Genomic DNA, 21,094 nt, shown 5'->3' on the forward strand with positions numbered 1-21,094 from the left:
CTTGGCCAGAAAAATGAGTCGTTCTCGCTGTTCTAAACTAAGTGGTACAGAAACAATTCGAGGCATGTGTGAACATCTGTTAACTAAAAAAACTTTTTCGCATGATTAGTTATTTTTGTCAACTTATTAAAACAGATTTATTTATACCTTGTGGTGTTCCTTCTTATCAAGGAAAAAAATCAAATGATAAAATTGATTATGAAATCAAAATTAAGGCTGGAATTTTTGAATATCTAAAATTAGAGATAGAGATGGAACCTGGGAAATATCAGTTAATAAAAAGAATTTCAGGCCCACATCACCCAGGAAAAAAAATAAAAGTTGATTGGGACGGGTTCGTAAATGATATCTATGATAGCAAAAAATTTACTTCAAAAGATGGCATTAATTTTAGAATAAAAGGCTATGCCTTTGATAAAGAGCAATGTAGTCAGACTAAAAATGTAAAATTTAAGTATAAAGATAAAGATTGGATAGACATTTTAATTATTAAAAAAACCTTAAAGATAGCAATTACATTAAGAGTTGGTCTGTCAGATGGGGGGGAACAAGGTATTGATTCTTGGAAATATATCCCACCAAATCAGATTCTCATAGGAAAACCTCCATATCGGTCAAGGAATGTTTCCTATGAACAATTAAAAACAATGGCTTTAGATGGAATGAAATATTACTGGAGTCGAAATGGCTCTCATCCAGTTGGAAAAAGTATATTGTTAGATGGAAAAAATTATGAGGTTTTTCTAACTGCTCAAGAGTCAACAGTAAATATGATGCCTATGATGAAGTTAATATTTGCTACTAATTGGCGTCCAAGTAGAAGTGCTAATTGGGAGCTTTACAGGAGTACATTTTATAATACTGGTTATATGTTATTTAACACATCGAGAGGGGCTATATGGCAATTTTGGGATGCATCAAAAGCAAATAAACAATTTAGACTTACATTTGCACATGAAATGGGACATGAATTATTGTTAGCTTATAGCGGTCAAAAGCATTCAAAAGGGCATAAATCCACCTCTGGAATTATTAATCAAAGTCCAAAAGCAGGTACTACTTATCCAAAAAGTGGAGAAATTGATTTAATGAAATATGCAGATGAAAATGAAAATAATATAACTCTATTCCATGAACGATCTGTAGCAAGTCAAGAAGACGTAGCTGGGCTTTTATTTATTTCTGGAATTACAAAATGAAATTTTTTTTTAGTCATTTGCTTATAATATTTATATCCACTTTTTTAGTAGCTTGCACTCAAAAGACTTTATATTTAACTCCTGAAACTACAGGCTATATATATAGTATTGAAAGCAAAAAACCTATTGCCAATTATCATGGTTATATTGGATATGATACAGCTAGAGATAGTCATAATTCTATTACAACCGATAGCAAAGGTAAGTTTAAAATTTCTCCTGAAACACTAAAATATTATTTGATAAAACCAAGTTTAAAAGATTGGAATATGAGTGCTGCACATATTTACATTCAATTTCCTGGTTATAGAACGAAAATATATGATTATTCTGAAAAACTTCAGGAACAAGTTTCTAATTCTGATCCTAGTAAGTTAGAACAACTAGATGTTGGAATAATATTTTTGTCTTCTGAGTAACTTTAGATTCCTTACAATTTACGTAATACCCATTTTTTAATTTAAGTACCTTTATTTGATTCAAAAGCCCGATCCTCACCAATCGGGCTTTTTTGTTGACTCTTCACGTTCCACGCTTAAAACTTTGATCAATGCTCCATGCCTTTCATGAATTAAACTAAATAGTGGTACTCAAGCAAATATTCCTCTTAATTTTCTTATAGATTGAGAAATTTTAGCTGTCTTATCATTTGGTAAAGAACATTTAGCTAAACGAACCCAAACGCTCCAGAATTGTTTCATAAAGTTAGCTTCATTATAGTGAATGCCATATTCCTCACATAATGCTTTAATTTTTGGCGCAGCTTCTGCATAGCGATTTGCAGGCATATCAGGGAATAAATGATGCTCGATTTGATGACTCAAATTACCACTCAAAATATGCAGCCATGATGTTCCCGTAAAGTTACTTGAACCTCGAATTTGACGTAAATACCATTCTGCTCGCGTTTCATTTTCGGTATTATCCATCTCAAATGTTTCTGCATCTTCAGTAAAATGACCATTAAAAATCACTGCAGATGACCATAAACTTCTAATCACATTTGCAACTGCATTGCCTACGAAGACAGGAAGCGCATTTGGACCAGCTATAATCGGGAAAAAGACATAATCTTTTACCACCTGACGTCGTACTTTTTTTCTTAATTTTTCAGCATCTTTCCACACTTGTTTCCAAGATTTGGTTTTATAAACAAGCGCGTCTTCCAAGTGTAGGTTTTGAACACCGACATACCATTCAAAAAACACCATCAATTGAATTGCTAATGGAATATTAAACAAAAATCTTGGTTCCCACGGTTGAGATGCTGAAACACGAAGTAGACCATAACCTACATCATGATCCATACCCACAATATTGGTATAGGTGTGATGTACATAGTTATGGGTATATTTCCAGTCATCGCCTGTTGAGATGGTGTCCCAGTCATATGTCGCACCGTTTAAACTTGGATCATTCAACCAGTCAAATTGACCATGCATCACATTATGTCCAAGCTCCATATTTTCAACAATTTTGGACACGCCCAGTAATCCTGTACCCACCAACCAAACAGGTGGAATCCAAGCACCAAACATCAGCAATGCACGTGAGCCAATCTCGCTATAGCGAACAAAGTTACGAATCTTATAAATATATTTGGCATCTTGTTCACCCAAATCATTCATAATACTGAGTCGAATCTGCTCAACGCGTTGTCCAAATGCTTCAATTTGCTCAGCGGTCAGATGTTTAGATTTTGATTGCCATGTTGTATTAAGTGACATATTCATTATTTTTCTCCAGTCTTATACGATACCGTTAAATTACAAATTAATCACAACAGGGCTTACTGCCTGACTAATACATAATTTAATGTGTCGATTTGGCTCATGTTCAATTTCACCTGTGAGCATATTTTTAGTAGCGCCACTCACTTTTTTACAGACACATGCATTACAAATACCCATTCGGCATCCATGAGCGGGTCTTAATCCAGCCTCTTCAGCACTCACCAATAAACTTTTTTGAGCTTCAAACGATTTCTGACTGCGGATAAACGTGACAGATTGTTTTTCAATTTCTTCATCTACACGGATTTGAAAAAACTCTTGTTTGAGCTGATTGCTGATCCCCTCTTCATGACAAATTTGATTTACAGCTTGCATCATCGAAGTTGCACCGCATGCATAAATCTGTGCTTGCCTAAAACTTGGTACTAACTGCTCTAACAACGCCAATGTCAGATATTGTTTATGTTGGCGTGTATTAAAATAGTGATAATTAAAATGATCATGTTTTGAAGCGAGCTGTTGTAGTTTCACGTGGAACGCGTCATCTCGACAGAAATAAATCAAATAGATAGGTACGGATAATGTGTTTAAAGCCTTCGTAAGCAATGCATAAATGGCGGTAATGCCACTCCCCGACGCCAATAACACAATTGGCTGTTGAGTCAGCTCAAGCGTAAATTCACCTTGCGCTTGAGAAATTTCCACAACAGAACCTATCGCCAATTGGCTTAAACAATTCGACACTACTCCTTGAGCTCGGACAGCAATCACCAGATTACCTGTCGCAGAAATTTCCACAATCGAATAACTACGTTGTAGACGCACGCCTGCAATTACGACCGTCACTAAAACACTTTGCCCTGCCTCAATCTGTTGAAAATCGAAATTGTGATTTGGACATAAATGAATCTCATAGAAATCGTGACTAAGTGCCTGACGACTCACGAGTGATGCTTTGACTTTTTTCCAAGCCAAAGTGGGATGTATTTTTTCAGCGATAAAATCGACGAAATCTTCTCGAATCCATTCAGGACGATATGACAGATAACTACTCATCTCAAACGTTCCTCTTTTGTATTTCAATTTAATTGAGTGAACAAGTGTTCTAATAGTGAACATGTGTACACTATATTGATTTTGAAATTGAGTCAACACATGTTCACTGACATTCGTCGTTTAATTTTTATATTTTTTTGATAGACTCATCTCGACTTCACTTCTCAGGTTTTAAGATGTCTATACGCGATGAACGTAAACAACAAAGTCGTCAGGCTTTACTGGATGCCGCTTTGCGCTTAAGCACATCTGGCCGTTCATTTAGCAGTATTAGTCTGCGTGAAGTTGCACGTGAGGTTGGTTTGGTGCCAACAGCCTTTTATCGACATTTTCAAGATATGGATGAATTAGGCCAAGAGTTAGTGGATCAAGTCGCGTTATATTTGAAAACCGTACTTCATCAGCTCGGTCAAGGTTTAGCCCACCCTGATGCGAAAGCCGAAACCAGCATGGAACTTTTTTTTGAAGCCATCGATTTAAATACCCAACCTTGGATTTTTATGATCGCAGAGCGCTGGGGTGGCTCTGAAGTGGTAAGACGTGCGATTGCTCGTGAAATTGAGTTTCTAAATTCTGATTTGGCCAATGACCTACAAAAATTCGAAATCGTACAAAATTTTCATCATGCTGATGACCTAAAAATGTTGTCGAATATTTTAATTAATTTATGTTTCACATGGGCAATGTCTTGGATTAGCTTAGGTCGTCAATATTCAGGTATGGAGCTTGAATTACAAAAATTAGTACTCAAAAAACAGTCCATTACCCAAATACGATTAATCTTTAAAGGGATTTTGAATTGGAATACTACTGAGGCATAAAAAAACCCGCTCAATGCGGGTTTTTTATTATTTAGCTTTGCGCTCTTTATCCAATAGATAATCAACCACTTGTAACACGCGGCCATTATCACCTTGTACGACATACTTCCCATTTACTACAACAGCTGGCACACCCGTCAATTGATATTGTTGCGCTAATTTATTTGCTTGAGAGACTTTGGCAGTAATTGCGAAAGAATTATATAAACTATTGAATTTCGCTTCTGGGATACCATACTTCGTAAAGAATTGCGCTTGTGATTTTTGGTCAAAAATCTGCTGACCTTTGTCATGGATCGCGTGGAATAAAGGCAAATGGGTACGTTTACGAACACCAAGTGCTTCAGAAACGTAGTAGCCACGTGCATTCTGTTCCCATACTTTGTTCATTGCAGCAGGTGTACGGACAAAATTCACATCTTTTGGAATTTTACGTAACCAAGATTGCATATGAGGTTCTAAAGTAAAGCAATGACCACAGCCATACCAAAAGAACTCACGTACTTCCAATTTACCAGCGACATCAACCTTTCCTGGGTTTTGCACGACCGTATAATCTTTGCCTTCAACAAAGTTCGCCATTGCACCAGTTGAAAGTGCCATCAGCACCGCAGCGGCAACGCCACTAAAAACCACCTTTTTCATTAAGTTTTTATCCTCTAAATCATTCTGATTAGCATATGGTTTCACTATAAAACAAATATGAGAAAATCGTTTTGATTCTGTGAACTTTTTTACAAGATTTATCGCTTTTTTTGGAATTAGCGATACACTAAGATCTGATATAAATTCTACCCATTAAAACGAACTTTGCTAAGGTGGCTGTAATGACTCAACTGAATGTTGACCCACAAGAAATTGCTAAATTTGAAGCACTTGCTGCAGTATGGTGGGATCAACACTCTGAGTTTCGCCCTCTCCATCAAATCAATCCATTACGATTGAATTGGATTGATGAACATGCAGGTGGTCTTAGTGGCAAAAAAGTCCTAGATGTGGGCTGTGGCGGCGGTATTTTGGCCGAAAGTATGGCACGCCGTGGTGCCGATGTCCTCGGTATCGATATGGGCGCAGCACCATTAAATGTCGCACGTCTGCATGCAGAACAAGAAAACGTAACCAATATCGAATATCGTCAAATTCCAGTTGAGCAATTGGCTGAAGAACAAGCTGGTCAATACGATGTCGTAACTTGTATGGAAATGTTGGAACATGTACCAGATCCAGCGTCAATCATTCAAGCATGCCAAAAACTGGTGAAACCAAACGGTCATGTGTTCTTCTCCACGATTAACCGTAATCCAAAATCATATTTATTTGCGATTATAGGTGCAGAGTATGTATTACGTCTTTTGAAAAAAGGAACTCATGACTATCATAAATTTATTAAACCTTCTGAATTAGCGCATGATATTCGTAACGCAGGTTTAAAACTTAAAGATATGACAGGCTTACATTACAATCCATTAACTAAACATTATTGGTTAGCCCCAAATGTTGATGTGAACTATATGGTTTACACGCATAATGAGGTGAATGAATGAAGGCCGTACTTTTCGACCTAGATGGAACTTTAATTGATACTGCTGCGGATTTTATTCGTATTATTCAAGCAATGTGTCGTGAAGAAGGTCGAGAGATCTTAGATGCAGCCCTGATCCGAACTCAGGTCTCCGAGGGGGCTCGGGCGATGGTGAAATTGGTTTATCCTGAATTACAGGTTGATGATCCTATTTTCCTTGCACATCGTCAGCGCTTTCTAGATATCTATGGTGCTGATATTGCTGTGGATACAGACCTTTTCGCAGGAATGTATCCTTTAATTGAGGACTTGGAACAACGTGATATTCCATGGGGAATTGTGACAAACAAACCTCGTTGGCTGAGTGAGGCACTACTTCAAGCCTTAAACTTAACTGAACGTTGTGCCGTTCTCGTATGCCCAGAAGATGTTAAGCACACTAAACCTGACCCAGAACCGATGTATCTCGCTGCTCAACAAATTAATGTTCCAGCTGAACAATGCATTTATGTTGGTGATCATCCACGTGATATTGATGCAGGTCGAAGCGCAAATATGTACACGATTTTGGCCGCTTACGGATATTTACCATTAGAACACAAAGATGACTTAGATTCTTGGCAGGCAGATTGTATAGTGAATGATGTACAAGAATTACATCAACACTTAATCGAATTGATCGAATCTCACCAAAAAACAGCTTAATTAGAACAATGAAGGAGGTCGCACATGAAATATTCAGAATATCAGCCTCGCCCAGATTTATTGAAAGATAAAGTAATTTTAATTACGGGTGCAGGTGATGGCATTGGACGCGCAGCAGCGTTGAGCTATGCTTTACATGGTGCGACCGTCGTTCTTCATGGTAGAACGCTGAACAAGTTAGAAGTGATCTATGACGAAATTGAAAGTTTAGGTGCTCCTCAACCTGCAATTTTGCCACTGCAACTTTCTACTGCAACAGCATATGATTACGAACGTCTTGTGGAAACGCTTGACCAACAATTTGGTCGTTTAGATGGGATTTTGCACAATGCTGGGATTTTAGGTGAGCGCGTTGAATTGGCCCACTACCCTGCTGAAGTGTGGGATGATGTAATGGCTGTAAATTTAAGAGCACCTTTTGTTCTTACTCAACATTTACTTCCATTATTAGAAAAATCTCAAAATGCCTCTGTTGTTTTTGCAAGCTCAGGTGTCGGTCGTGAAGCACGTGCGAAATGGGGCGCATACTCAGTTTCAAAAATTGCCATTGAAGCGGTCAGTCAAATTTTTGCAAAAGAAAATGTCTATCCAAATATCCGTTATAACTGCATTAATCCTGGTGCAACACGAACAGCTATGCGTGCTAAAGCATATCCTGATGAAGATCCGAAAGTATTGGCAACGCCTGAACAAATCATGCCAGCTTATTTATATTTAATGGGCGAAGACAGTATAGGTATGAATGGTCAGAGTATTGATGCTCAGGATTAGTTTTTTTAAAATTACATGATGAGGATCGTCAGATCCTCTTTTTTTAAATTATAGTTCTAACAAAACCTATTAAAAAATTTACCTTTAGATTTTAAAAGCTTAAACAAATAAGTCTCAACAACTTTTGAATACACCCATAAATTAAGAAATTATCTAATGGTAGTATCACTTACTTTGCTTTAAGCGTCTTAAGTATTTATAACTTAATAAAAACCCGACAATAATGTCGGGCTTTTATTTCATTCTGATCAGTCAAATAAACGATCGAAGAATGATTTCTTTTTAGGTGAAGATTTACTGTCCGCACCATCTAAAGATTCTTGTAACTCTTTTAAAAGTTCACGTTGACGTGCAGTTAAGTTGACTGGTGTTTCAATCACGATACGGCAAAGTAAATCACCTTGCATACTTGTGCGTACTGGTTTTACACCCTTGCCACGTAGACGGAACATTTTACCGGTTTGTGTTCCCTCAGGTACTTTCAAGTTCACACGACCATCAAGGGTTGGAATCTCAATTTCTTTACCCAATGCAGCATCAGCGATACTAATCGGCACATCCATATACAAGTCCGCGCCATCACGTTGGAAGATTTCATGTTCACGAACATTAACTTCTACGTATAGATCACCTGATTGACCATCACGAATCGCTTCACCTTTTCCAGTTAAACGAACGCGATCGCCATTATCTACGCCTGCAGGAATGGTAACTTCAAGTGTCTGTTGACGATCTTTAACACCTGAACCATGACAAGTGCCACAAGGATTTTTAATAATCTTACCTTGTCCGCGACAAGTGCTACACGTTTGCTGAACTGAGAAGAAACCTTGTTGCATACGGACTTGGCCAGCCCCGTGACAAGTTTTACAGGTTTCAACATCATTCGGGTTTTTAGAACCTTTACCATCACACACTTCACATGGTGCTGGCGCAGTAAAAGTAATTGTTTTCTTTACGCCACGTACAGCTTCTTCTAAGCTGAGCTCAAGCACATAACGTAAGTCTGAACCACGTCTTTGACGCTGTTGGCGACCGCCGCCACCAAACGCGCCACCGAAAATGTCACCAAACTGACTAAAAATGTCTTCAGCGCTAAAACCGCCACCGAAACCACCGCCGCCACCACCGAAGCCGCCTTCAAACGCATTATGTCCCATGCGGTCATACATGCTGCGTTTTTCACTATCAGATAAAACTTCATACGCTTCAGCAGCTTCTTTGAATTTTTCTTCTGCTTCAGCATTATCAGGGTTACGGTCTGGATGATATTTCATCGCCAACTTACGGTAGGCTTTTTTAATTTCATCATCACTAGCTGTTTTAGAAACCCCTAAAACCTCATAATAATCACGTTTAGCCATGTCTGGCGATGCTCCACAAAAAAAATTTGATATGACTTCTCTGCGGAATATGTTGGGGTCATATTCCGAGATTACAAGTAAATTAAATCATTATTTTAAAAAGCGGCTTTTTTCTGCAGATATTTCACTAAGCCTTTAAGCCATGCATTTAGGAGAAATAGCCATGCAATTGTGGTAAAAATGACACCAATCACCGTACACCCTTTCACCCATAACACACTATCCCAATAGATAAAGCAGGCAGGAATAAACCAAAGAGCAGCAAATGCGGCCATCATCATGAATAGCACAACATTTCGTGCAATCCATAATGCTTGAGCATGGATCCAGACTTCAGCGTCTTGCGCTTGAGCCACTTTTTGCGCTAAAAAATAGGCGATTGCAGCACTGATACCAGTGAACAATGCAAGAAACATGAATACATAAGACATCGTAATTAATCGACGATGTCTTGTTAAATTGTCTCGCCCCATGGATGCTTTTTTATACCTCAACCGAGTGCACATTCAGTTTTTTTATGTACTCAGCCCACTGTGTTATTTTGTGTTAAAAACTAGGGACTACTATATTGAATTTTTCAATGCTTCGCACCTAGTATTCACATAAAACTACGCGGTTTTTGACTCTTTTTTTACTTTAAACCATGCCGCATAGAGTGCTGGCAAGAAGAACAGCGTTAATAATGTTGCGATAATGAGTCCACCCATAATTGCTACCGCCATTGGACCAAAGAAGATACTGCGTGAAAGCGGAATCATCGCCAACACAGCAGCCAATGCAGTCAAAATAATTGGACGGGCACGGCGTACTGTCGCTTCTAAAATCGCTTCCCATTGAGAATGACCCGCTTTGATATCTTGCTCGATCTGATCAATCAAGATAAGCGAATTACGCATAATCATTCCAGATAAAGCAATGGTACCTAGCATCGCCACAAACCCGAAAGGCTTATTGAATATTAACAGGAACAATACCACGCCAATTAAACCCAAAGGCGCGGTCAAGAAAACAATAAACGAACGTGAAATACTCTTGAGCTGAATCATGAGCAAGGTAAAGACCACAGCCAAAAATAACGGCATGCCAGCATTTACTGAAGTTTGCCCACGTGCAGATTCCTCCACAGTGCCTCCCACTTCTACCAGATAACCACTTGGAAGTTCGGCACGAATTTTCTCAATAGATTCAGTTAATTCACCAACCACAGTAGCTGGTTGGAGTTTAGTCCGAATATCTGCGCGCACAGTAATGGTCGGCAAACGGTTACGATGCCAAATCAGACCATCTTCAAACTTATATTGAATATTCGCAATCTGTGCCAATGGAACTGTTGTACCTTGACTCGTCGGTACAGCGAGACTTTGTAACGATGCCACATCAACACGTTCCGCTTGATCGCCACGTAAACGAATATCAATCAACTCCCGTTTCTCACGATACTGATTAATCGCAGCCCCTGTTATTGAGCTATTTAAGAAATTCGCCAAATCTAAGCTAGATACGCCTAACTGACGCGCACGATCTTGATCAATTTCAAGTGAAATAATTTTACTCGGCTCACCCCAATCTAAATGAACATTGGCGGTATTTGGATTTTCACTGATTGCTTGTGACACTAATTGTGCTCGTTGGCGAACAGTATTTAAATCTTCACCAGAAACACGGTATTGAATTGGATAACCGACTGGTGGTCCATTTTCCAATAGCGATACACGTGTCCGTACTTCAGGCAATAACTTACTAATTTCTTCACTCAGATTCTTTCTAATCTCATCTCGCTCATCTAATGAGGAAGCCAAAACCACAAATTGTGCAAAACTCGCCTGAGGCAATTGTTGATCAAGTGGTAAATAGAAACGTGGAGAACCTGTACCAACATAAGCGACGTAATTATCGATCCCTTTTTGAGTCGACAAGAATTTTTCTACTTTTTTAACCGCATTTTCTGTCGCTGTTAGAGAAGCACCTTCCTCTAGTTTTAGATCCACTAATATTTCAGCACGGTTTGATGGTGGGAAAAATTGTTGTGGAACAAATTTAAACATCAAAATTGACAAGACAAATATCGCAACCGTCGCAGCAATGACGGTTTTACGATAAGTAATACATAACTCAACCCAAGATCTAAATTTTTGATACATCTTAGTTTGATATGGATCGTGATGCTCACCATGGTGTTGAACGACGGGTTGTGGCTCTGGTTGTTGACGTAATCTTGCCCATAAGCGTTGATACCACGGAGCTTTCTGATTCATTTGATTAAAATCAGGCAGTAATTTGTCACCTAAATAAGGAACAAACAGTACCGCTGCAAACCATGACACCACTAAAGCAATGGTTACAACTTGGAAGATTGAGCGAGTATATTCACCTGTGCTCGACGCAGCAGTGGCAATCGGCAAGAATCCAGCTGCAGTGATCAGCGTCCCCGTTAACATTGGAAATGCGGTCGACTTCCAAGCAAAACCTGCGGCTTTTAATCTGCTATATCCTTGTTCCATTTTAATGGCCATCATTTCAACTGCAATGATGGCGTCATCAACCAAAAGTCCAAGTGCTAAAATTAACGCGCCTAAAGAAATCTTGTGCAGTCCAACATCAAAGAAATTCATGCCTGCGAACGTCATTGCCAAGACCAAGGGAATAGAGAAAGCGACCACTAATCCTGTACGGAAACCTAAAGAGAAGAAGCTGACCAATAAGACAATAATCACGGCCTCTGCGAGCACTTTGATAAATTCGTGAATACTGCGTTGCACCGCTACAGGCTGATCTGAAACTTTTTTAAGTTCCATCCCTAAAGGTAAAGTTTGTTGTAGATCATTAAAGGTCTTTTCTAGATTTTTCCCTAGCGCAATGATGTCACCACCCTTACGCATAGACACCGCAATACCAATACCATTTTTGCCCATAAAGCGCATACGTGGTTGAGCTGGCTCACTAAAGCCACGGTAAACTTCAGCCACATCGCCCAATTGAATGGTCTTATCACCAACCAGTAATGGCATGTTCTTGAGATCTTCGACTGATTTCAATTGTCCGCTGACACGCACTTGAATACGATCTGAGCTTGTTTCAAAGAAACCTGCGCTCGCCATGGTATTTTGTTTTTGTAGTGCTTCTTGAATTGCAGAAACTGGAATACCCAATTGAGCGGTTTTCGTATTTGAAATTTCTATCCAAATTTTTTGATCTTGCAAGCCAACTAAATCAACCTTACCAACATCTTGTACACGTTGTAGTTGCAGCTGTAAGCGATCGGCATATTCCTTCATCACGGCATAATCAAAATCATTACCCGTTAAGACATAAATGTTCCCAAAGGTATCACCAAATTCATCGTTAAAGAATGGACCTTGAACACCGCTAGGAAGCTGGTGTTTGATATCTCCAATTTTTTTTCTAACCTGATACCAAACATTCGGTAATTCATGGGAACGCAGCGAGTCTTTGGCAACAAAGGTCACCATTGATTCACCAGGACGAGAATAGGCTGCAATACGATCATAGAGCCCCGTACTCATTAATTCTTTTTCAATGCGATCAGTTACTTGCAATGAAACTTCTTCCGCTGTCGCACCTGGCCAATAGGTTTGAACCACCATTACTTTGAAACTAAATGGAGGGTCTTCACTTTGTGATAGTTTTGAGTAGGAATAAACACCCAATATTCCCATCAAAATCATGAAATAAAGGATCAGTCCCTTATTTTTTAACGCCCATTCTGACAAGTTAAAGTTCATATTTTCGCTCCAACTTGTCCTGCTTTCACATTGACTGCACGGTTTTGACGGTCAATCGGATTAATTTTTTGTTTATCTCGCAGTAAGTGTACACCGCCAACCACGATCCAATCAGAAGCTTTTAAACCTTGGGTCACAGGTACCGTATCACGACCATAAGCACCTATTTGAACATTCACCTTACGGATACTGTGATCTGGATTCACAACCCAAACATAAGGCTGATCTTCTGTTGCAGATACACTGGTCAAAGGAACATTAATCACATTTGAACTGGTATTTGAAAAAAATACTCGCGCACTTTGTCCAAGTTGAATTGCTGAACGCCCTTCAGTCAAAACAACTTTGACACTAAATGTTCTAGATTGGTCGGCAGCAGGTGAAATTTCACGCACATATGCGGCGAAACGCTCCTCTGGTTTTGACCATAGCGTAACCCAAGCTTTTTGACCTGTTTTAATTTCTGATACTGCTTGTTCTGGCACACCAATCACCACTTCACGATCACCATCTATCGCCAGTTGATATGCTGCCTGCCCTGCTGCGATCACTTGACCAACTTCAATACTACGCTCAGTGATGACGCCATTTTTATTGGCAATGAGTTGGTTATATCCCGTCTGATTACTACTCACTGCATAATTTGATTGTGCTTGTTTTAAATTGGACATGGCCGATTTATATTGATTTTCTACGGCATCATATTGCGAACGGCTCACCGCATTAATAGGTAATAACTGCTTAAAGCGTTTGTATTCTTCTTCGGCAATTTTGGCTGCAGATTGCGCGCTTTCTAACTGAGCTTTTGAAGCATTTAACTGCAGTTGAGCATCTTTCACATCTAATTTTGCTAAGACTTGCCCGACTTTGACTCGATCCCCTACATCAACATAGCGTTCAGTAATTTGTCCTCCAACACGGAAAGCCAATGCCGTTTGCTGTCTCGCCTGAACTTCTCCTGCATAACTTTTCAGTTCATCTTGGGAAGTATTCGGCTGGGCAACCATCACAAATGGAATTTGTTCCTCTGTGGGTTTATCCTTACTACACGCTGTGAGTATCACGCTACAAATGAGCATTAGACTGTATGTGGCAAATTTTTGAGGACTCATGTGCACTGCTCTTATGTCAATTTTTAGGCAAATCAAATTAGGGATATTAATTTGATTATTTTTTAATTAATATACCGCATGGTACAGTAATTAAAAATCATTTTTCAAGGTATGACCTAAACTGTTTTTTTTGGATTTTTTTGTGCAAATGAATATTGGACGTCCTAAGGATTTAGTTAAAAAGAAACAAATATTAGATGCAGCTAAACGTTTGTTTCTAAAACAGGGCTTTCATGGTTCAAGCATGAATCAAATTGCCAAAGAAGCTGGCGTGACTAAACTGACGGTGTATAACCATTTTCAAGATAAAGAATCGTTATTTACTTATGCAATTGCAGAAACGTGCGAAGAATCAATCAATGCTCGGCGAATCCAATTACACCCTGAATCCAATTTTTTAGAAGACTTCTATCAGGTATGTAGTTTAGCGCTGCAAATTGTCAATCTTCCTGAAGCCATTAAGCTTGAGCATTTATTATTAGAATTGGCAGCAGAGCAAAATCCTTTGGCTGAACCTTTTTATAATGCATCTCATAAGCGGTTATTTGTGGTTTGGACTGATTTTTTTGCTCAAGCGATTGAGCACGGATTTATCCAGAAAGATGATGCTGAAGAGCAAACACATTTGCTCCTTTCTTTACTCTTAGGGCATCGACATCATGAAGTATTGTTAGGTGTTCGTCAGGTTCCCAGTGAAGCAGAATGTGATGAAATTATTCATCAAGCCATCGAATTATTTATGCTGAAATACAAAAAATAGCTCTCTCCATTCTTAAATGGCGTATTTTTCACCTAATTTTCTTTAAATTATTTTGCAATCGCTTGGCATGTCATGAATAAGCGGTATAGTCAAAAGAACAAGAAAAGGAGAAAAAAATGATTCAACAAATTGATGCTCCATTACGTGAAGACGTACGCTTACTCGGTAATCTTTTAGGAGAGACTTTAAAAGAACAAGCTGGACAAGATTTGTTTAATCAAGTTGAACAAATTCGTGCTCTCGCGAAAGGTGCACGTGATGGTGATAGCGAAGCTGAAAAACAATTAGAAAGTTTATTTTTAAGTTTAAAAGATGATGAGATTCTTCCACTGACACGCGCTTTTTCACATTTTCTGAACTTTGCCAATATTGCAGAACAATATCATGTGGTACGTAGCCGTCGCCAAAATGAGTTTGATGAAAACGGCGCTGCAGCGAATGTCCTTATTCCCCTTTTTGAAAAATTTCAACAACAGCTGATTTCAGCGGAAACCCTTTATCAACAAATTTGTGAGCTAAATATTGAGCTTGTACTCACCGCACATCCTACGGAAGTTAGTCGTCGCACCTTGATCCAAAAATATGATGGGATCAACGAGTGTTTATCTAAGTTTGATCAGCAAAAGCTGACCCCCAAACAGCGCGCTCAAGTTCTTTCTGAATTAAAACAATTGGTTTGTTCAGCATGGCAAACCGATGAAATTCGCCAACATCGTCCAACCCCAATTGATGAAGCAAAATGGGGTTTTACTACCATTGAGCAAACTTTATGGAACGCTATTCCTAAGTTTGTCCGTGAATTGAATCAATTGGTTCAAGAGCATTGTTCTCAAGCTTTACCTTTAGATATTGCACCTGTGCGGTTTGCATCTTGGATGGGTGGTGACCGAGATGGAAACCCAAATGTCACACACAAAGTGACTCAAGAAGTTTTATGGTTATCTCGATGGAAAGCCGCGGATCTCTACCTCCGAGATATTGAAGATTTACGTTGGGAGCTTTCTGTTCAGGCGTGCAGTGATGAACTAAAGACTGCCTTAGGTCAGCCTCATCCAGAGCCTTATCGTGAATATTTAAGAACAACACGTGAACGCTTAAAAATTACCAGAGAATGGCTCACTGCAAAATTACAAGGTCAACATTCTGATGTGGATCGTAGCCAGATTATTCATCACAAAGATGAGTTGTTGAAGCCATTATTGTTATGTTATCGCTCATTAGTCGATTCAAACCTTTCCGGTATTGCTCAAGGAAAGTTACTCGATTTTATTTATCGCGTGAATTGTTTCGGTATTGAGTTATTAAAACTAGATATTCGCCAAGAGTCAGGTCGTCATCGTCAAGCAATTTCAGCGATTACTGAGTATCTTGGACTTGGCAATTTTGAGACATGGACTGAACAAGCCCGTCAAAACTTCTTATTACAAGAACTGCAAAGCAAACGCCCTTTACTTCCTAAGCATCTTAATGAATCTGCTCAAAGTCTTATTGAGCATCCTGATGTTCAAGAAGTATTCGCTACCATGCGAACTTTGGCAGAACAACCTGCTGAAAGTCTAGGTGCTTATATTATTTCAATGGCGGAATATCCAAGTGACGTTTTGGCGGTTCTATTACTCCAAAAAGAAGCAGGTATTAAGCAACCTCTGCGTGTAGTTCCATTATTTGAAACGTTAAAAGATTTAGATGGCGCAGCTTCGACCATGAATACTTTATTCAGTATGCATTGGTACAAACAACATATTCAAAACAAGCACGAGGTCATGATTGGTTACTCTGACTCAGCAAAAGATGCAGGTTTCATGTCTGCGAATTGGGCTCAGTACCGTGCACAAGAAGAGTTAACAGCTATTGCCAAACAACATGGTATACAACTCACTTTGTTCCATGGTCGTGGTGGCTCAATTAGTCGTGGTGGTGCTCCAACCCAACAAGCACTATTTTCACAACCACCTGGCTCAATCTCAGGTGCAATCCGTGTGACCGAACAAGGCGAAATGATCCGATTCAAATTTGGATTAGAAGAAATCGCACTGCAAAATTTAGAAATTTATACCGCAGCTACCTTAGAAGCGACTTTACTCCCACCACCAGAACCCAAGGCAGCATGGCGCGAGTTGATGCACAAGATGACGGAACTCTCTGTGAATGTTTACCGTCAAACAGTCCGCGAAAACCCTCATTTTGTCCAATACTTAAGAACCGTGACGCCAGAGCTTGAATTACAGATGCTACCTTTGGGTTCAAGACCAGCGAAACGAAAAATCAGCGGTGGTATTGAATCCTTACGTGCAATTCCATGGGTATTTGCATGGACTCAAATTCGATTAATGCTTCCAGCATGGTTAGGTACTGGTGCAGCCATCAATCAAGTCATTTCAGAAGGTCACAAAGCTGAGCTAGATGAAATGTTAGAACAATGGCCTTATTTCCAAACTTTAATTGATATGTTGGAGATGGTGCTATCTAAATCAGATAGCAATGTCGCATTGTATTATGAATCTCATCTCACCCAAGATGAAAATCTTAAAGTATTGGGTGCGGAACTACGCCAACGCTTACATGACGCAGTACAAACTTTATTGGCAATGAAAGGTGAATCTAAATTACTCAGTTCTAATGAAGTTCTTGATCAAGCCATGAAGATTCGTAAACCCTATCTTCTTCCATTACACCTGTTACAAGCAGAACTTATGAAAAGACGTCGCGAATATTTAGCTGAACGAACTGTCGAACAAACTGAGGTTGACCATGCGTTAATGGTAAGTATTGCAGGTATTGCTGCTGGATTACGTAATACGGGTTGATTTCACGACTGCCTATGCTCAAGTACCTTTATGGGCTTGAGCAATTTAGAGACTTTATTCTAATTTTCAGTAATGACAACGAAGCACCTATAAATTTTTTACTCAATATGGATATAGATTTATTTGATATAGCTGAATTGCAATAGGCTGATTTTACTTTATTTTTAAAACATATTTTTTTACCGATGGGTAAAAATTCAATAAAAGTCAGACCATTAGTTTTAATAATTTTGCAAGAAACAGATGATTTCTCATAAAACAGGCGTATGATGTGCACAATTTAACTATTGAGTGCTCACTTTATGACCAGTTGGTTTCCTAAATGGCGTCCCTTCACGGATGATATTGATACGCGTCCTGTTGGCACGACCGAATATTTACCTCCTGCGCAAAGTGTAGTTCTTGGCATTCAACATGCTTTTGCCATGTTTGGTGCGACAGTTTTAGCACCATTATTAATGGGTTTTGATCCTAATCTTGCCATATTAATGTCAGGTATTTGTACCCTGTTATTTTTCCTCATCACTGGCGGTCGAGTGCCCAGTTATTTAGGCTCAAGCTTTGCTTTTATTGGTGTAGTCATCGCGGCAACGGGCTATGCCGGTGCTGGAGCAAATGCGAATATTGCATTAGCTGCTGGGGGAATTATTGCCTGTGGTGTACTTTATGCCTTAATTGGTTTTCTGGTGATGGCAACAGGTACTCGATGGATTGAAAAGCTCATGCCTCCTGTAGTAACAGGTTCTGTGGTCATGATCATCGGTCTGCATCTTGCACCGGTAACGGTAAAAAGTGTCGCGGGTAATCCATTTAATATGTGGATGGCATTGATTACTGTCATGTGTATGGCTTCAATTGCAGTATTCACCAAAGGGATGCTACAACGCCTACTTTTACTTGTGGGTTTGGTGCTGTCTTATATCGTATACTTTGTTATTACGAATATCATGGGTTACGGTACTCCAATTAACTTCACGCCGATTACACAAGCTGCATGGTTTGGTCTGCCTAACTTTCATGCTCCTGAGTTCAGTACAAACGCGATGCTCATCATTGCTCCTGTAGCTTTAATTTTAGTGGCTGAAAACTTAGGTCACATCAAAGCAGTCTCTGCCATGACTGGTGAAAATCTAGACCCACATATTGGTAAAGCGTTTGTAGCCGATGGTGTTGCAACATCATTAGCCGGTGGTGTAGGTGCTCCAGGCATGACCACTTATGGGGAAAATATTGGCGTGATGGCTGTGACACGTGTCTATTCCACGATTATTTTCGCCATCGCAGGTGTATTCGCAATTTTCCTTGGCTTATCACCAAAATTTGGTGCAATTATTCAAACCATTCCAACTGCGATTCTTGCAGGTGCATCAATTGTGGTGTTTGGTTTAATTACCATAGCAGGTGCTAAAATTTGGATCGAACATCGTGTCGATTTCTCTAAAAATAAAAACCTCGTGATTGCTGCGATCACGCTGATTTTAGGTACTGGTGACTTTGCGCTTCAATTTGGTAGCTTCAATTTAGGTGGTATTGGAACGGCTACCTTTGCTGCATTATTCCTGAATTGGTTCTTTAGCTTAGGTGGAAAGTCTAACTAAAAATCTATCGCATATAAAAAAAGAGAGCTTAATGCTCTCTTTTTTAATTTTTTATTCTAATTAAGTATTTTAAGATTTTTTTCAATCGGTTGAGGTCGACCAAAATAATAGCCTTGAAACGTATTACAGCCATTTTCTTTCAGAACTTGGAACTGCTCTTCAGTTTCTACACCCTCTGCCACCACATTCAGATCGAGAATCTGTGCTAAATCAATAATCGTTTTCACAATAGCAATATCGCGTGGATTACCGACAATATTTTCTACAAATGAACGATCAATTTTGAGTTGATCCAGTGGAAGCATTTTGAGGTAATTCAATGAAGAATATCCTGTTCCAAAATCATCCATAGAGAATCTTAATCCACGCTCGATGAGCTTTTTCATTTTCTCAATTGAGTTATGCATATCGGTATAGAACATACTTTCAGTGAGTTCTAAACGTAATAATGTTGGATCAATTCCTGCTTCATCAATAATCCGAAGCACATTTTTATCAAAGTCAGTCTTACGGAATTGTTCGACACTAATATTGACTGAAATCGTCCAGTTTGAAGATTCTGGGTATTGGCTCCAATCTTTTAACTGTTGGCATGCTAATACTAATACACGATTACCAACATCATGTATGAGATCAGTTTTCTCCACTTCTTCAATAAATCGACCTGGTAAAATCAAACCGTGTTCAGGATGACTCCAACGTAGCAAGGCCTCATACCCAATCACTTCCTCTTCACGATTTACTAAAATCTGATAATAGAGTTGGAACTCATCTCGCAATAACGCTAATCTTAAATCATTTAATAAAGCAGCTTTAGCGATAACGCTTTGTTCCATTTCAGGATCAAACATACAAATGCAGTTTTTACCATTCTCTTTAGCTTGATACAGCGCCATGTCAGCATATTTAAGTAATTCATTCTTCGGTAATTCTGAGTTACGGAAGATAAAAATTCCGATACTAGAACTGGTATGAATTTTTTGATCTTTTAATATAAAAGGTTCATTCAATGCAGCTCGAACTTTGTCAGCAATTTGCATTACTTCTTGATTCGCCGCTGACTCGTCAGAACTTAGGTCTGAAAGAATAATTAAAAACTCGTCTCCACCAAGACGGACAATTGCATTCTGCTGTGCCACACACTCTATAAGGCGCACCGAGACCATTTTGAGTAGGTCATCTCCACGATCGTGTCCTAACGTGTCATTAATATTTTTGAAGTTATCCAAATCCAACATCATGAGTGCACTATGTGTACCATTTTGTTTACATGATTCAATCACCTCCAACATGCGTTCTTGCATAAAACGGCGGTTAGGCAATCCCGTTAATTCATCATGTAATGCCATATAACGTGCATGGTCTTCGGAATTTTTTAGCTGTGTGATATCAGTTCGAATGGAGATATAGTTTTGTAAAACGCCATTATTATCTTTAAGCGGCACAATCGTGGTTTCAACCCAATATAAAGAACCATTTTTAGCTCGGTTACAAATTTCGCCTTTCCAAATTTCTCCACTCGAAATGGCTTTCCACATATATTTAAAAAAACTTCTCGGGTGATAGCCTGAATTAATAATTTTATGTGTTGATCCGACCAGCTCTTCATAAGAATACTGTGAGATATTACAAAACTTCTCATTGACATGAGTAATGACGCCACGTGCATCTGTTATGGCTACAATTGAATGTGCATCAATGGCTACTTTATAGTTTTCAAGATCCTTGACTATTTTTTCTAATTGTAACTGGGTATCCATAGCGCCTTCGACCGTCAGTCTAAAAAGTGATGTATCCAAATATTAACTTAATATTATTTTTTGTAACACTAAGCTTTGTTGAACTAGTTCACAAATCAGCTATATATTTTGTAAATTTCAATGAATAAAAGAGGAAACTAAGT

17 protein-coding genes and 1 pseudogene are annotated in these 21,094 nt (G+C 38.9%); 9 read left to right on the plus strand and 9 right to left on the minus strand.

Annotation, left to right across the window (positions count from 1 at the left end; translation table 11 throughout):
* A pseudogene (locus FTV32_RS17685) lies at window positions 1-66 on the minus strand (helix-turn-helix domain-containing protein); the annotation flags it as partial.
* Window positions 67-101: 35 nt separating this feature from the next.
* On the opposite strand from FTV32_RS17685, the gene FTV32_RS13315 reads away from it, so the two are divergent.
* Together FTV32_RS13315 and FTV32_RS13320 are read left to right on the plus strand one after the other, a co-directional pair.
* Entirely contained in the window at window positions 102-1,199 is a 1,098-nt protein-coding gene (locus FTV32_RS13315) for a PAAR domain-containing protein (protein ID WP_180028921.1), read from the plus strand.
* Entirely contained in the window at window positions 1,196-1,618 is a 423-nt protein-coding gene (locus tag FTV32_RS13320; RefSeq protein WP_180028922.1) for a hypothetical protein, read from the plus strand. The genes FTV32_RS13315 and FTV32_RS13320 overlap by 4 nt, the downstream gene beginning before the upstream one ends.
* 171 nt (window positions 1,619-1,789) lie before the next feature.
* On the opposite strand, the gene FTV32_RS13325 is transcribed toward FTV32_RS13320, so the two are convergent.
* Both FTV32_RS13325 and FTV32_RS13330 read right to left on the minus strand, forming a co-directional pair.
* A complete protein-coding gene (locus FTV32_RS13325; protein ID WP_373683361.1) occupies window positions 1,790-2,932 on the minus strand; it encodes a fatty acid desaturase in 1,143 nt (380 codons plus the stop codon).
* 33 nt (window positions 2,933-2,965) lie between these two features.
* Window positions 2,966-3,988: a flavin reductase family protein gene (locus FTV32_RS13330; RefSeq protein WP_180028923.1), complete on the minus strand. Its 1,023-nt coding sequence runs from the start codon at window positions 3,986-3,988 to the stop codon at window positions 2,966-2,968.
* A gap of 176 nt (window positions 3,989-4,164) precedes the next feature.
* Here FTV32_RS13330 and FTV32_RS13335 point away from each other — a divergent pair, with 176 nt between their 5' ends.
* On the plus strand, window positions 4,165-4,809 hold the full coding sequence (locus FTV32_RS13335; RefSeq protein ID WP_180028924.1) for a TetR family transcriptional regulator: 645 nt from the start codon (window positions 4,165-4,167) through the stop codon (window positions 4,807-4,809).
* A gap of 27 nt (window positions 4,810-4,836) precedes the next feature.
* On the opposite strand, the gene FTV32_RS13340 is transcribed toward FTV32_RS13335, so the two are convergent.
* Window positions 4,837-5,454, minus strand: coding sequence for a thiol:disulfide interchange protein DsbA/DsbL (locus FTV32_RS13340; RefSeq protein ID WP_180000355.1), 618 nt, complete (start codon window positions 5,452-5,454; stop codon window positions 4,837-4,839).
* Between the two features lie 182 nt (window positions 5,455-5,636).
* On the opposite strand from FTV32_RS13340, the gene ubiG reads away from it, so the two are divergent.
* The 3 genes from ubiG to FTV32_RS13355 are packed head-to-tail and all read left to right on the plus strand — an operon-like array spanning window position 5,637 to window position 7,807.
* Window positions 5,637-6,353, plus strand: a complete 717-nt coding sequence (ubiG, locus tag FTV32_RS13345) for a bifunctional 2-polyprenyl-6-hydroxyphenol methylase/3-demethylubiquinol 3-O-methyltransferase UbiG (RefSeq protein WP_035268814.1) — start codon at window positions 5,637-5,639, stop codon at window positions 6,351-6,353.
* A complete protein-coding gene (locus FTV32_RS13350; protein WP_092767993.1) occupies window positions 6,350-7,036 on the plus strand; it encodes an HAD family hydrolase in 687 nt (228 codons plus the stop codon). Before ubiG ends, FTV32_RS13350 begins: the two co-directional genes overlap by 4 nt.
* A 24-nt stretch (window positions 7,037-7,060) precedes the next feature.
* Window positions 7,061-7,807: a YciK family oxidoreductase gene (locus tag FTV32_RS13355; protein WP_035268812.1), complete on the plus strand. Its 747-nt coding sequence runs from the start codon at window positions 7,061-7,063 to the stop codon at window positions 7,805-7,807.
* Window positions 7,808-8,055: 248 nt separating this feature from the next.
* On the opposite strand, the gene dnaJ is transcribed toward FTV32_RS13355, so the two are convergent.
* From dnaJ to FTV32_RS13375, 4 genes are all read right to left on the minus strand, one after another.
* Window positions 8,056-9,171, minus strand: a complete 1,116-nt coding sequence (gene dnaJ / locus FTV32_RS13360) for a molecular chaperone DnaJ (RefSeq protein WP_035268804.1) — start codon at window positions 9,169-9,171, stop codon at window positions 8,056-8,058.
* A 95-nt stretch (window positions 9,172-9,266) separates the two neighbouring features.
* Window positions 9,267-9,644, minus strand: coding sequence for a hypothetical protein (locus tag FTV32_RS13365; RefSeq protein ID WP_035268802.1), 378 nt, complete (start codon window positions 9,642-9,644; stop codon window positions 9,267-9,269).
* 135 nt (window positions 9,645-9,779) lie between these two features.
* The gene (locus FTV32_RS13370; protein WP_180028925.1) at window positions 9,780-12,914 is read right to left on the minus strand and encodes an efflux RND transporter permease subunit; all 3,135 of its coding nucleotides are present in this window, start codon (window positions 12,912-12,914) and stop codon (window positions 9,780-9,782) included.
* Window positions 12,911-14,026: an efflux RND transporter periplasmic adaptor subunit gene (locus FTV32_RS13375; RefSeq protein WP_180028926.1), complete on the minus strand. Its 1,116-nt coding sequence runs from the start codon at window positions 14,024-14,026 to the stop codon at window positions 12,911-12,913. The genes FTV32_RS13370 and FTV32_RS13375 overlap by 4 nt, the downstream gene beginning before the upstream one ends.
* A gap of 142 nt (window positions 14,027-14,168) precedes the next feature.
* Here FTV32_RS13375 and FTV32_RS13380 point away from each other — a divergent pair, with 142 nt between their 5' ends.
* The 3 genes from FTV32_RS13380 (at window position 14,169) to FTV32_RS13390 (ending at window position 19,191) form a co-directional block, all read left to right on the plus strand.
* Window positions 14,169-14,786 (plus strand): TetR/AcrR family transcriptional regulator, encoded by a 618-nt coding sequence (locus tag FTV32_RS13380; RefSeq protein ID WP_180028927.1) that lies wholly within the window; start codon window positions 14,169-14,171, stop codon window positions 14,784-14,786.
* A gap of 116 nt (window positions 14,787-14,902) precedes the next feature.
* Window positions 14,903-17,593, plus strand: coding sequence for a phosphoenolpyruvate carboxylase (ppc, locus tag FTV32_RS13385; protein ID WP_180028928.1), 2,691 nt, complete (start codon window positions 14,903-14,905; stop codon window positions 17,591-17,593).
* 302 nt (window positions 17,594-17,895) lie between these two features.
* The gene (locus FTV32_RS13390) at window positions 17,896-19,191 is read left to right on the plus strand and encodes a solute carrier family 23 protein (RefSeq protein ID WP_180028929.1); all 1,296 of its coding nucleotides are present in this window, start codon (window positions 17,896-17,898) and stop codon (window positions 19,189-19,191) included.
* Window positions 19,192-19,247: 56 nt separating this feature from the next.
* Here FTV32_RS13390 and FTV32_RS13395 read toward each other — a convergent pair whose 3' ends face one another.
* Window positions 19,248-20,951, minus strand: a complete 1,704-nt coding sequence (locus FTV32_RS13395) for a bifunctional diguanylate cyclase/phosphodiesterase (protein ID WP_180028930.1) — start codon at window positions 20,949-20,951, stop codon at window positions 19,248-19,250.
* Window positions 20,952-21,094: the final 143 nt, after the last annotated feature.

This window comes from Acinetobacter sp. YH16032 (assembly GCF_013417345.1).
Lineage (GTDB): Bacteria > Pseudomonadota > Gammaproteobacteria > Pseudomonadales > Moraxellaceae > Acinetobacter.

Coding starts and splice junctions, on each gene's coding strand:
- FTV32_RS13315 (WP_180028921.1), top strand. CDS start 102: ATGATTAGTTATTTTTGTCAACTTATTAAAACAGATTTATTTATACCT.
- FTV32_RS13320 (WP_180028922.1), top strand. CDS start 1,196: ATGAAATTTTTTTTTAGTCATTTGCTTATAATATTTATATCCACTTTT.
- FTV32_RS13325 (WP_373683361.1), bottom strand. CDS start 2,932: ATGAATATGTCACTTAATACAACATGGCAATCAAAATCTAAACATCTG.
- FTV32_RS13330 (WP_180028923.1), bottom strand. CDS start 3,988: ATGAGTAGTTATCTGTCATATCGTCCTGAATGGATTCGAGAAGATTTC.
- FTV32_RS13335 (WP_180028924.1), top strand. CDS start 4,165: ATGTCTATACGCGATGAACGTAAACAACAAAGTCGTCAGGCTTTACTG.
- FTV32_RS13340 (WP_180000355.1), bottom strand. CDS start 5,454: ATGAAAAAGGTGGTTTTTAGTGGCGTTGCCGCTGCGGTGCTGATGGCA.
- ubiG (WP_035268814.1), top strand. CDS start 5,637: ATGACTCAACTGAATGTTGACCCACAAGAAATTGCTAAATTTGAAGCA.
- FTV32_RS13350 (WP_092767993.1), top strand. CDS start 6,350: ATGAAGGCCGTACTTTTCGACCTAGATGGAACTTTAATTGATACTGCT.
- FTV32_RS13355 (WP_035268812.1), top strand. CDS start 7,061: ATGAAATATTCAGAATATCAGCCTCGCCCAGATTTATTGAAAGATAAA.
- dnaJ (WP_035268804.1), bottom strand. CDS start 9,171: ATGGCTAAACGTGATTATTATGAGGTTTTAGGGGTTTCTAAAACAGCT.
- FTV32_RS13365 (WP_035268802.1), bottom strand. CDS start 9,644: ATGGGGCGAGACAATTTAACAAGACATCGTCGATTAATTACGATGTCT.
- FTV32_RS13370 (WP_180028925.1), bottom strand. CDS start 12,914: ATGAACTTTAACTTGTCAGAATGGGCGTTAAAAAATAAGGGACTGATC.
- FTV32_RS13375 (WP_180028926.1), bottom strand. CDS start 14,026: ATGAGTCCTCAAAAATTTGCCACATACAGTCTAATGCTCATTTGTAGC.
- ppc (WP_180028928.1), top strand. CDS start 14,903: ATGATTCAACAAATTGATGCTCCATTACGTGAAGACGTACGCTTACTC.
- FTV32_RS13390 (WP_180028929.1), top strand. CDS start 17,896: ATGACCAGTTGGTTTCCTAAATGGCGTCCCTTCACGGATGATATTGAT.
- FTV32_RS13395 (WP_180028930.1), bottom strand. CDS start 20,951: ATGGATACCCAGTTACAATTAGAAAAAATAGTCAAGGATCTTGAAAAC.